Annotated in this window: 9 protein-coding genes; all 9 read left to right on the forward strand. The window is 44.5% G+C overall.

The genetic code is table 11. The features are described from left to right. Positions 1-116 precede the first annotated feature (116 nt). A complete protein-coding gene (add, locus tag V7D18_RS00005) occupies positions 117-1,109 on the forward strand; it encodes an adenosine deaminase (protein ID WP_426150216.1) in 993 nt (330 codons plus the stop codon). A 72-nt stretch (positions 1,110-1,181) separates the two neighbouring features. Then, positions 1,182-3,488 (forward strand): RelA/SpoT family protein, encoded by a 2,307-nt coding sequence (locus V7D18_RS00010; protein ID WP_426150367.1) that lies wholly within the window; start codon positions 1,182-1,184, stop codon positions 3,486-3,488. After that, a complete protein-coding gene (locus V7D18_RS00015) occupies positions 3,463-4,536 on the forward strand; it encodes a CatB-related O-acetyltransferase (protein WP_426150218.1) in 1,074 nt (357 codons plus the stop codon). The genes V7D18_RS00010 and V7D18_RS00015 overlap by 26 nt, the downstream gene beginning before the upstream one ends. Before the next feature lie 41 nt (positions 4,537-4,577). Then, positions 4,578-5,222, forward strand: a complete 645-nt coding sequence (locus tag V7D18_RS00020; protein ID WP_426150220.1) for an MBL fold metallo-hydrolase — start codon at positions 4,578-4,580, stop codon at positions 5,220-5,222. Positions 5,223-5,231: 9 nt separating this feature from the next. Continuing rightward, positions 5,232-6,686 (forward strand): coproporphyrinogen dehydrogenase HemZ, encoded by a 1,455-nt coding sequence (gene hemZ, locus V7D18_RS00025; protein ID WP_426150222.1) that lies wholly within the window; start codon positions 5,232-5,234, stop codon positions 6,684-6,686. Between the two features lie 68 nt (positions 6,687-6,754). Then, a complete protein-coding gene (gene hisS, locus V7D18_RS00030; protein ID WP_426150224.1) occupies positions 6,755-8,023 on the forward strand; it encodes a histidine--tRNA ligase in 1,269 nt (422 codons plus the stop codon). 9 nt (positions 8,024-8,032) lie between these two features. Then, on the forward strand, positions 8,033-9,826 hold the full coding sequence (aspS, locus tag V7D18_RS00035) for an aspartate--tRNA ligase (RefSeq protein WP_426150226.1): 1,794 nt from the start codon (positions 8,033-8,035) through the stop codon (positions 9,824-9,826). Between the two features lie 164 nt (positions 9,827-9,990). Continuing rightward, the gene (locus V7D18_RS00040; RefSeq protein ID WP_426150228.1) at positions 9,991-11,820 is read left to right on the forward strand and encodes a 5'-nucleotidase C-terminal domain-containing protein; all 1,830 of its coding nucleotides are present in this window, start codon (positions 9,991-9,993) and stop codon (positions 11,818-11,820) included. A 170-nt stretch (positions 11,821-11,990) separates the two neighbouring features. Further along, positions 11,991-12,518 carry a GNAT family N-acetyltransferase gene (locus tag V7D18_RS00045; RefSeq protein ID WP_426150230.1) on the forward strand — a complete coding sequence of 176 codons (528 nt, stop codon included), beginning with the start codon at positions 11,991-11,993 and terminating at the stop codon, positions 12,516-12,518. Positions 12,519-12,568: the final 50 nt, after the last annotated feature.

Below are 12,568 nucleotides of genomic sequence, written 5' to 3' on the forward strand. Positions count from 1 at the left end.
TTCGGGCAGTTTTTTCTTTGCCGGCATCATAAAAGAATGCTAATGCCAAAATAAATAATTGTTGCTTTCCTTATTATATGGTAGAATGTTTCCATTGAATGAAGGAGGGATCAATTATGAAGCGACCGGAAACTGACCTCCATCTGCATCTTGACGGGTCTTTATCGATTGATGTGGTAAGACTTTTGGCAGCGCAGATTGGATATGATTTTGAAGGACAGGATATAAAGGATAGTGTATCAGTGGGGGAAAACTGTGAAAGCCTTGTGGATTATCTGAAATGTTTCGATTTACCAGGGCAGCTTCTGCAGACAGAGGAAGCTCTTACACTGGCATGTGAGGACTTAACCAGACGACTTGCTGACCAGGGACTTATTTACAGTGAAATCCGTTTTGCACCTCAGCTTCATATGAGAAAAGGACTTTCGAAAGAAAAGGTTTTGGAAGCCGTTATAAAGGGAATGAATAAAGGAATGGAAGGCACCGCACTGAAAGCAGGACTTCTGCTATGCGCTATGGTAAACGGATCGGATAAGGAAAATGAGGAGACCTTTGAGCTGGCTTCTTCCTATCTTGGCAAGGGCGTTGTGGGCGTTGATATCGCAGGACCGGAAGGCCTTGTCCCCATGGCTCATTTTGAACCTCTCTTTAAAAAAGCCGGGCAGAAGAATGTTCCATTTACCATACATGCAGGAGAATGCGGAGACTGTGAGAATATAATAAAAGCCGTATCCTATGGAGCAAAGAGAATCGGACACGGCTGTGCGGCAATTCAGTCCCAGTCCTGTATGGACCTCTTAAAAAAGGAAAAAATCACCTTAGAGATGTGTGTGATCAGCAACCTTCAGACGAAAGCGGTTCCCTCCATTGAAAAGCATCCGTTAAAAGCGTTTTATGACTATGGAATTCCGGTAACCTATAATACGGACAACATGACGGTATCGGACACGACTCTGGAAAAAGAGGCGGAGCTGATTCAGAAGTATATGGGATTTACGGAAGCAGACTTAAGGCAGATGAACCGCTATGCGCTGGAAGCCGCGTTTATGGGAGCGGAAGAGAAAGAAAAAATAATTGCTTTTTTCGACAATAATACGTATAATGTATGATAACTACGTTTAAAAATCGGTGAAAACAGGAATGTTACAAAAAGGTGACGGCATATGGCAGATAATCCAATGATGGAGAAACACAAGTTGACTGAATATGATAAAGAACATAAAGAAATGAAGAAAGTAGACATTGATCTGGAGGCGCCCGCTGATTTTACAAGTCCGCAAGCGCTTTATGAAGAACTGGTTGCGAGCATAAAGAGATATCATCCTTCCGATGATATTTCCATGATAGAAAAGGCGTATCATATCGCTGCCGATGCCCATAAAGACCAGGTGCGCAAATCCGGAGAGCCCTACATCATTCATCCTCTTTGTGTTGCTATTATTCTGGCTGACTTAGAGATGGACAAAGAGACCATAGCCGCTGGGATCCTCCATGATGTGGTAGAGGATACCATTATGTCCTTAGATGAACTGAAGGCGGAATTCGGGGAAGAGGTGGCTCTTCTGGTTGACGGAGTTACCAAGCTGACCCAGATTTCCTGGTCTATGGATAAGATGGAGATTCAGGCAGAGAACTTGAGAAAAATGTTCTTAGCGATGGCGAAGGACATTCGTGTCATTATCATCAAGCTGTCGGACCGCCTTCACAATATGCGGACGCTTCAGTACATGAGACCTGAAAAGCAAAAGGAAAAGGCCAAGGAGACCATGGAGATTTATGCTCCCATCGCCCACCGCCTTGGTATTTCCAAAATCAAGATTGAGCTTGACGATCTGTCTTTAAAATACTTAGAGCCGGACACCTATTATGAGCTGGCCGAAAAAATATCACTAAAAAAAGATGCCAGGGAATATTTTGTAAAGAGCATTGTTGATGAGGTGGAGGAACATTTAAAGGAAGCTGGAATTGAAGCAAGAGTGGACGGACGTGTCAAACATTTCTTCAGCATCTATAAAAAAATGGTCAACCAGAATAAAACACTGGATCAGATCTATGACTTGTTTGCAGTGCGCATTATTGTTGACAATGTAAAAGACTGTTATGCTGCCCTTGGTGTGATACATGAACTGTATAAGCCCATTCCGGGGCGTTTCAAGGATTATATCGCCATGCCAAAGCCCAACATGTATCAGTCTCTTCATACTACGCTCATCGGCAACAACGGTCAGCCCTTTGAGATTCAGATCCGTACGTATGAGATGCACCGTACTGCAGAATACGGAATTGCTGCACACTGGAAGTATAAAGAAAGCGGAAGCGGTCAGGTTGCTGCCGGCAAAGAGCAGGAGAAGCTAAGCTGGCTCCGTCAGATTTTAGAATGGCAGAAGGACATGTCCGACAACAAGGAATTCTTAAACATGGTTAAGGGTGACTTAGACTTGTTCTCCGACAGTGTTTACTGCTTTACTCCGTCTGGGGACGTGAAGAATCTTCCCAGCGGTTCAACCCCCATTGATTTTGCATACTCCATACACAGTGCAGTTGGTAACAAGATGGTGGGTGCCAGAGTCAATGGCAAGCTGGTGAACATTGAGTATGTCATCGAGAATGGCGACCAGGTGGAGATCATCACCTCCCAGAACAGCAAAGGCCCCAGCCGCGACTGGCTGAATGTGGTGAAAAGCACCCAGGCAAAAAATAAAATCAACCAATGGTTTAAGACAGAGCTGAAGGAAGACAATATTCTCCGCGGTAAGGAGATGGTGGACCGCTACTGTAAGGCCAAAGGAATTAATTATTCTGAGATCAACAAGCCGGAATATCAGGGTAAGGTTATGAAACGCTATGCCTTCCGCGACTGGGATTCTGTGCTTGCCTCCATCGGCCACGGCGGTTTAAAAGAAGGCCAGGTCATCAATAAGATGGTGGATGAAAAGGATAAGAAATTAAAGAAGGATGTAACCGACACCACCATATTAAATGACATTGAGGATATGGGCAGCAGACTGCCTATTAAGAGACGTTCCGGCAGCGGAATCGTTGTAAAAGGAATTCACGATCTCGCAGTTCGTTTTTCCAAATGCTGTTCTCCGGTACCGGGTGACGAGATTGTGGGATTTGTAACAAGGGGAAGAGGCATTTCCATTCACAGAACAGACTGTGTCAATGTTTTAAATCTGCCGGAAGATGAGAGAAACCGCTTAATCGATGCAGAGTGGCAGGAGTCGGAAGGCGACAGCACAAAAGAACGTTATTCTACGGAAATCAAAATTTTTGCCAATAACAGGATCGGTATGTTTGTTGACATTTCCAAGGTATTTACTGAGAGGCAGATTGATATCACTTCCATGAATTCCAGAACCAACAAACAGGGGAAAGCCACCATTACCATGACCTTTGAGACCCATGGAGTGGAAGAGCTTGGAAAACTGGTTGATAAACTGAGACAAATCGAAGGTGTAATTGACATTGAGAGGACTGCGGGATAACGCAGTTTTTCTCTTTTTTATCGGAAAGGTGTTGTGGATCGTGGTATATCCTGTAAAATATCTTCCACAGACAGTGAAAAGCTTAACCAGACTTACCATGCCTGTTACAGGCTCAGAGGATCGTTTTCCCTTTATGCAGATCGATAAAGACAGCTATATCGTGGGAGCGGAAATACAGTCAGGATTAAACTTTAACGTTGCGGAGGGTGTTCACTGTATTCAGATCGGGAAGTACTGCGCACTCGCTGATAAAATTACATTTCTTGTTAATTTAAATCATAATTACAAATCCATTTTTCAGGGGAGCCCTTCTTTTATGACGATGCCGGTTCCTGAAAGGACCAGAAGAAAAGGCTCCGTGCTGATTGGAAATGATGTGTGGATCGGCAATGGAGCAACGATTATGAGCGGTGCTGCCATCCATAACGGCGCTGTGATCGGGGCGGAGAGCGTGGTAACAAAATCAGTGCCTCCCTATGCCATGGCAGCAGGCAATCCGGCTAAAATCATCGGTTACCGGTTTGATGAGGAGCAGAGAAAGGCTTTAAACCGGATTGGCTGGTGGAACTGGCCGGAGGAAAAGCTGGTTGAAAATCAAAAGGAGTTTCTGCTGCCGGTGGAAGCTTTTATAGAAAAGTTTGACCGGAGAGAAGAATGGGATCATGTAGAACCGGTGATTCCCACAACTGACAGGAAGACTATTCTTCTTATTGCAGATCTTTTCAGACCATTTTCCCTCTGGAAGAAAATTTTAACGGAATATGCGGATTCAGATTCTGATGATACAAGGCTTTTTATTTATATCAGTCCGTCTGCCGGTGAAGAAGGATACCGGGAGGTTTCGGGAGTTCTTAAGAACCTAAAAGCAGGCGGTAAAGAGATTATGGTGAAATTGGGTTCAATGGAAGATGATGTAAGATGTCTGTTTGCAGCAGCCGATTATTTTGTCACCACAAGGAGTGAAGACAATATTCTTTTTATGGAGTATGCGGATTATTATCAGGCAACACTTTTGTATGGGACGGATATTCCGGTATTTACCATTTAACTGGCAGATTAGAATGAACGATTGAAACAGGAGATAAGAAAATGAGCGATTTCAGAATTAAAACATACCCGGTAGGGGAGATTGGAACCAACTGTTATATTATTTTCCGGGAACATTTAAATAAGGCGATCATTGTGGATCCCGGGGATGAGGGGGCATATATCCTGGATCAGTGCAGGAAGCTTTCTGTTACACCGGAAGTTATTTTATTAACCCATGGTCATTTTGACCATATTATGGCGGTTGAGGAAATCAAACAGGCATTTCCAGAGGTAGTTGTCTGTGCGGGAGAAAAGGAAAAGATGCTGCTTACAGATCCGTCTGTGAATCTTTCCGCCAACATGGGCAGAACGTGTTCTCTTGATGCAGACCGGTATGTAACTGACGGGGAGACTTTGGAATCAGCCGGGATTTTGGCTCATGTGATAGCCACTCCAGGTCATACGGAAGGCTGCGTCTGCTATTATATAAAAGAGGAAGATGTTTTAATCAGCGGTGACACACTGTTTCTGGGATCCCTTGGACGTACAGATCTGCCTACCGGAGACCAGTTTAAGATCATAAAATCCATTCGGCAAAAGCTGTTTCCTCTTCCCGGAGACACCATGGTTTATCCGGGACATGGGGACGTAACTACCATCGGTCATGAAAAATCGTATAATCCGGTGGCATCATACAGAGGATAGGGAATAAAAATGATAGGATTAATATTAGATGATCAATCCTTTGAACAGGACATCAGGGAACTGCTTATGGCATTTTATCCGGGAGAGCGGTTTTTACATGAGGAGAATCCGGATGAAGAATTCCGGCTTCTTGTACGTGGAGTGACGGGAGAGGATTTCTTCCGGCTGAGTCTTGAAGACAGGGAGCATGGAATAACGAAAACCTCCACAACAGAGGCAGACTTTTCAGACCGCTTTGAAACGAAAAACAGGATCAAGCGGATGCTTTATGGTATGGCAGGAGAACTGACTGGCAGGGAACTTCCCTGGGGAACCCTTACCGGAATCCGTCCGGTTAAAATAGCCATGACGAAGCTTCTTTCCGGCAGCAAAGAAGATGAAGTTTCCGGATATATGAAGAAGACGTATTTAACCAGTGATCAGAAAGTGGATTTAAGCCTTGAGATTGCAAAAAGAGAGTTAAATCTGCTGTCTTCCATTGACTATGAAAATGGATACAGCCTTTATATCGGAATTCCGTTCTGCCCCACCACCTGTCTGTATTGTTCTTTCACATCATTTCCCATCAGTCAGTGGGAAAAGCGAATGGATGATTATCTGGAAGCCTTGTTTAAAGAGATGGAGTTTACAGCCAGGCGAATGGCTGGAAAAATCCTGGACACGGTGTATGTGGGAGGCGGAACACCCACATCACTCAGTGCAGAACATTTGGAAAAGCTGATGGAAAGGCTGAAGGAAACCTTTGATTTTACAAATGTAAAGGAATTTACCGTGGAAGCGGGAAGGCCGGACAGCATTACAGAAGAGAAATTAAAGGTATTAAAGAAATACGGTGTGACACGTATTTCCATTAATCCCCAGACAATGAAAGAAGAGACACTTAAGATAATCGGCCGCCGCCACACGGTAGAGATGGTAAAGGACCGGTTTTGGTCAGCCAGGTCACTGGGATTTGATAATATCAATATGGATTTAATTATCGGACTGCCTGGAGAAGATTTAGAAGATGTGAGAAGGACCATGGAGGAAATTAAGTCTCTGGGACCTGACGGCATCACGGTTCACACTCTGGCGATTAAGCGGGCAGCACGTCTTAACATGTATAAGGAACAGTACGGAGATCTAAAAATAACGGGAACTCAGGATATGATTGATTTAACAGCTTCCTATGCCCGAAGCATGGGGCAGGAGCCCTATTATCTCTACCGACAGAAAAATATGGCCGGTAACTTTGAGAATGTGGGATACTCGGTTCCTGGTAAAGCCTGTATCTACAACATTCTGATTATGGAGGAAAAGCAGACCATCGCAGCCTGCGGAGCGGGAACTACGACGAAAGTGGTATTTCCTTCGGAGAATCGGTTAGAGAGGGTGGAAAATGTCAAGGATGTGGAACAGTACATCGCCCGAATCGATGAAATGATTGAAAGAAAAGAAAAAATGCTTGCAAAATCAGAAATGTAATTTAAAATAGAAAGCATGATTTGCGATTTCCATGAAAGATAGAAAATATAATAAACGGAGTGAAAAAAATGTCATTAAAAAAGAAACCGGTTACCGGAATGAAGGACATACTTCCTGCTGAAATGCAGGTGCGGGAATATGTAATGAACCAGATTCGGGAGACATACGGCGGATTTGGATTTAATTCAATTGAAACTCCCTGCGTGGAACACATCGAAAACCTGACCAGCAAGCAGGGCGGCGACAATGAAAAGCTGATTTTCAAGATTATGAAGCGTGGAGAAAAGCTGAATCTGGAAACAGCGCAGATGGAGAATGATCTGGTAGACAGCGGTCTGCGCTATGATCTTACCGTTCCCCTTTCCAGATATTATTCCAACAATGCGGCGGTTCTTCCGTCCCCATTTAAATCCCTTCAGATGGGAAGCGTCTGGAGAGCAGACCGCCCCCAGAGAGGGCGTTTCAGACAGTTCGTCCAGTGCGACATTGATATCCTGGGAGATCCCACCAGACTGGCGGAGATCGAACTGATTCTTGCGACGACCACCCTGCTTGGCAAGGTAGGATTTAAAGGATATACAGTGAGAATCAACGACCGGAACATTTTAAAGGGAATGGCAGCACACTGCGGATTTTCAGAAGAATCTTACGATCAGGTCTTTATTATTCTGGATAAGATGGACAAGATCGGCATGGATGGCGTGGCAGGAGAGTTAAAAGAAGCCGGTTATCCGGAAGAGAATATTAAAAAATATTTATCCCTGTTTGAGACAGTGACCAGGGATGCAGCCGGTGTAAGAAGTCTGAAGGAAGTATTAAAAGATGCCATGGATCCGGAGCAGGCAGAGAATCTGGCGGCTATCATTGACAGTGTAAGCGAGATTACCACCAGCCAGTTTAAGATCGAATTCGACCCCACTCTGGTGCGCGGAATGTCCTACTACACAGGAACCATCTTTGAGATTCTGGTAGACGGTTTCCCCGGTTCCGTCGGCGGAGGCGGCCGTTATGATAAGATGATCGGCAAATTTACCGGAATGGATACGCCTGCATGCGGTTTTTCCATTGGTTTTGAGCGGATTATCACCATTCTCATGGAAGAGGGCTTTACTGTACCGGGAAGTGAGGAGAGGCTTGCATTCCTGATTGAAAAGGGAGTGAGCGATGCGGTCATGAATGAGGCTGTGAAAGAGGCCATGAGTGAGCGTGCCAAGGGTAAGACAGTACTGGTATCCCAGATGAATAAAAATAAAAAGTTCCAGAAGGAAAGCCTTCAGAAAGAAGGATATACCCAGTTTAAGGAATTTTATAAAGAAGCACTGAAGGAAACATTTTAGGAGGAAATTATGGCAGAGTCAATGTTGGGTTTAAAAAGATCCCATAGATGTACGGAAGTTACAGCAGCCTGTGCAGGAAAAGAAGTCACAGTAATGGGCTGGGTTCAGAAAAGCAGAAACAAGGGCGGAATTATTTTCGTTGATTTAAGAGACCGTTCCGGTATTCTGCAGATTATCTTCGAAGAAAGCGACTGCGGAGCGGAGAATTTTGCAAAAGCGGAGAAACTGAGAAGTGAGTTTGTTATTGCTGTTACCGGTGTTGTGGAGAACAGAGCAGGCGGTGTCAACGAGAACCTGGCAACCGGCGCGATCGAAGTCCGTGCAAATGGTCTGCGTATTCTTTCCGAGTCTGAAACGCCTCCTTTCCCGGTTGAGGAAAACAGCAAGACAAAAGAAGAACTGAGATTAAAATACCGTTATCTGGATTTAAGAAGACCGGACATTCAGAAAAATATCATGATCAGAAGTCAGGTTGCCACATTAACAAGAGCATTTCTGGCAGAAGAGGGCTTTTTAGAGATCGAGACTCCTACCCTGATTAAGAGTACACCGGAAGGCGCAAGAGATTATCTGGTACCAAGCCGTGTTCATCCCGGTTCCTTTTATGCGCTTCCCCAGTCTCCCCAGCTCTTTAAGCAGCTTCTTATGTGCTCCGGTTATGACCGTTATTTCCAGCTGGCAAGATGTTACCGTGATGAAGATTTACGTGCAGACAGACAGCCGGAATTCACACAGATCGATATGGAGCTGTCCTTTGTAGACGTGGAAGATGTGCTGGCAGTGAATGAAAGACTGCTGAAAAAGCTGTTTAAGGAAATCTGCAACTACGACATTGAGCTGCCTATCACACGTATGACGTGGAGAGAGGCTATGGACCGTTTTGGTTCCGATAAACCGGATATGCGTTTTGGAATGGAACTGAAAAATGTATCGGACGTTGTAAAGGATACGGAGTTTGCAGTTTTTAAGGGAGCTTTGGAAAACGGCGGATCTGTCCGCGGCATTAATGCAAAGGGACAGGCAGCCATGCCAAGGAAAAAGATCGATGCTCTTGTGGAATATGCAAAGGGCTTCGGCGCAAAGGGTCTTGCTTATCTGGCAGTGAATGAAGACGGAACCTACAAATGTTCCTTCTCCAAATTTATGTCAGAGGAAGAACTTGAAACACTGGCAAAGGCCATGGATGGACAGCCGGGAGATCTCCTTTTATTTGCGGCAGACAGAGATAAGGTTGTCTTTGACGTACTTGGCAACCTTCGTCTGGAACTGGCAAGACAGCTGGAGCTTTTGAAGAAAGACGTATTTAAATTCTTATGGGTAACAGAATTCCCGTTGCTTGAGTATTCCGAGGAACAGGGACGTTTTACAGCCATGCACCACCCATTTACCATGCCGATGGAAGAAGACTGGGCGCTGATCGACACCGATCCGGGTGCTGTACGTGCAAAAGCTTACGATATCGTGCTAAACGGTACGGAGCTGGGCGGCGGATCTGTCCGTATCCATCAGGGCGATATTCAGTCCAAGATGTTTGAGGTACTGGGCTTTACCAAGGAGCAGGCAAACGAACAGTTCGGTTTCCTTTTGGATGCATTCCGTTTTGGTGTGCCTCCTCACGCAGGACTGGCTTATGGTCTTGACCGAGTCGTCATGCTTATGGTAGGAGCAGACAGCATCCGCGACGTAATAGCATTCCCCAAGGTAAAAGATGCCTCCTGCTTAATGTCTGAGGCACCGGCTCCTGTAGATCCAAGACAGCTGGAAGATCTTGGTATTAAAGTGACTGAAGAAGCAGAATCCTAATAAAAATAAGCAGACCTCTCTGTAAGCAGAAAAGCGAAAACAGAGAGGTTTTTTTATGAAATAAAGAATCAGATAAATGGAAAATATTAACAAAATAATATGGAAATTTTACATTGATCTGATATAATATAGGAAAAAGCACATGTTAAAGGAGGATTCAAGCAATGAAAGGAAGTACAAAAAGAAGGTTTCTGTCTCTTTGCCTGTCCATGCTCATGGTTTTGTCCCTTGTCACAGGTCTTTCGTTTCCGGCCAGGGCTGCAGATCAGGATATTGTGATTCTGTATACCAACGATGTTCACTGCGGAATTGATGACAAGATCGGGTATGCAGGCCTTTCTCTTTATAAAAAAGAGATGCAGGCCCAGACACCCTATGTAACTCTTGTTGATGCAGGTGATGCCATTCAGGGAGCCCCCATCGGAACACTTTCAGACGGCGGATATATCATTGACATCATGAATCAGGTGGGATATGACTTTGCCGTACCGGGCAATCATGAATATGACTACGGTATGCCACGCTTTTTAGAACTGGCAGGCAAATTAAGCTGCGGATATTATTCCAGCAACTTTATGGATTTAAAGACCAATACCCCTGTATTTGCTCCTTATAAGATGTTTACATACGGCAGCACAAAGGTTGCCCTGGTGGGAGCAACCACACCGGAAAGCTTTACCAAATCAACACCTGCCTATTTCCAGGACGGAAGCGGCAATTACATTTACGGCTTCTGTGAAGATGAAACCGGTAAGAAACTTTACGATCAGATCCAGCAGTCAGTAAACAGTGCCAGAACAGAGGGCGCCCAGTATGTAATTTTAGTGGGCCATTTAGGGGAGAACGGCACAACTGACCGATGGACCTCTGATCATGTAATTAAGAATACAAATGGAATTGATGCGTTAATTGACGGTCATTCTCATGAAGAATATACGAAATATTTAAAAAATAAGGATGGGAAGGACGTGCTCCTTACCCAGACCGGAACCAAGTTAAAGAACATCGGAAAGCTGACTATTCGTACAGATGGCACTCTTGCCAATGAGATGGTTGCCCAGGTGCCTGCGGCTTCAGTATCCAGTACCTACACCGTAAAAAAAGGCGATTCTCTCAGCCGCATTGCAAAGAGAGAATTAGGTTCCTATGACCGCTGGAGAGAAATCTATGATGCCAACCGGGACAAGATTAAAGATCCAAACGTTCTTACCCTGGGAAGCCAGCTTGTAATTCCGGGGAAAACTGCAGTATCAAAGGACGGAAAAGCCCTGGATTATGATACAGACCAGTTTATTAAAAATATCCAGGCTCAGTATAATGAATCCTTAAAAGTAGTGCTGGGTCATACAGATGTAGAACTGACCATTAACAATCCTGCAACCGGAGAGCGTGCAGTCAGAAACGGAGAAACCAACTTAGGCGATCTTTGTGCAGATGCATACCGTCAGGTGCTTGGAGCAGACATTGGTATTGTTAACGGCGGCGGTGTCCGTGCAGGTATTAAACCTGGAAATATTACATATAACGATACCCTTACTGTACATCCCTTTGGCAACATGGGCTGTGTCGTAGAGGCTACCGGACAGCAGATTAAGGATGCATTAGAGATGGCTTCCCGTAACTATCCAAAGGAAAACGGCGGATTTTTACAGGTGTCCGGTTTAAAATACACCATTAAGACTTCCGTTCCCTCCAGTGTACAGGTAGATGAAAAAGGCAATTTTGTAAAAGTGGCCGGAGCATACCGGGTAACAGATATTATGATAGGAGATTCTCCTCTTGATACTGCCAAAGTATATACCGTAGCTTCTCACAATTACATGTTAAAAATGGCTGGTGACGGTATGACAATGTTTAAAAACAGCAAGGTGATCCGTGATGATGTAATGACAGACGTGGATATTCTGTCAGCCTTTGTCCGCAGCAATTTAGGCGGCAATGTAGGTGCTGACTATGCAAATCCGTCAGGACAGGGAAGAATCACCATTCAGTAATTATAGGAAACAGCGAGTTTCAAAATCTGCGCCCTGCCCGGGTAATTTTCCTGTCTGAATACAGGAGAGACCCTGGCAGGGCGTTTTTGTCTGCAAATATGGAAAATCTATGATACAATTATAAGGTTAGTGTTAAAAAAAGTATTAAAAAAGAGCAATAGGAGATAAAAATGTTAATTACAAAACCACTGAAACACTTTGAAGAAATATATGCCATTTACGAGGAATCATTTCCAGACCAGGAAAGACGTACGAAGGAAGGTCAAAGGAATGTGTCTGGAAATCCAGCCTATCAGATCCGGGCAGTGGAAGAACAGGGGAAGATTTTGGCGTTTCTTGGATACTGGGATTTGCCAGGGTGCGTATTTTTTGAGCACCTGGCTACAGCAAAGGTTTCAAGGGGGAAGGGCTATGGCAGGCTTCTGATAGAAGAAGCAGTGAAAGAAACAGAAAAACCCATATTTCTGGAAATAGAGCCTGTGACGCAGGAAAACCCCATTACAGGCAAAAGGGCGTTATTTTATGAACGGTTGGGATTTTATGTCAATCATTTTTACTATGAGCAGATGCCCTTAAAGCCCCAGGACAGTCCTATGCAGTTATGGGTCACCAGCTATGGAGCTCCAATCTCCGAAGAGGCATTTCTGCCCTACAAGAAAGAAATCTATGAAATTGTATACGGAGTGAGTTTTTCATAAAGAAACCGGATTGTCTTATTTTTATCACGGGACAGGCTGTTTTTGCATAT

Origin of the sequence: Lacrimispora sp. 38-1 (assembly GCF_049890855.1) — a bacterium.
In the GTDB taxonomy this organism is placed as follows: Bacteria; Bacillota; Clostridia; order Lachnospirales; family Lachnospiraceae; genus Lacrimispora.

What these genes read in the sequence shown, in the direction of transcription:
- hisS (WP_426150224.1), top strand. Translation starts at nt 6,755, where the DNA reads ATGTCATTAAAAAAGAAACCGGTTACCGGAATGAAGGACATACTTCCT.
- V7D18_RS00020 (WP_426150220.1), top strand. Translation starts at nt 4,578, where the DNA reads ATGAGCGATTTCAGAATTAAAACATACCCGGTAGGGGAGATTGGAACC.
- add (WP_426150216.1), top strand. Translation starts at nt 117, where the DNA reads ATGAAGCGACCGGAAACTGACCTCCATCTGCATCTTGACGGGTCTTTA.
- aspS (WP_426150226.1), top strand. Translation starts at nt 8,033, where the DNA reads ATGGCAGAGTCAATGTTGGGTTTAAAAAGATCCCATAGATGTACGGAA.
- V7D18_RS00010 (WP_426150367.1), top strand. Translation starts at nt 1,182, where the DNA reads ATGGAGAAACACAAGTTGACTGAATATGATAAAGAACATAAAGAAATG.
- hemZ (WP_426150222.1), top strand. Translation starts at nt 5,232, where the DNA reads ATGATAGGATTAATATTAGATGATCAATCCTTTGAACAGGACATCAGG.
- V7D18_RS00040 (WP_426150228.1), top strand. Translation starts at nt 9,991, where the DNA reads ATGAAAGGAAGTACAAAAAGAAGGTTTCTGTCTCTTTGCCTGTCCATG.
- V7D18_RS00045 (WP_426150230.1), top strand. Translation starts at nt 11,991, where the DNA reads ATGTTAATTACAAAACCACTGAAACACTTTGAAGAAATATATGCCATT.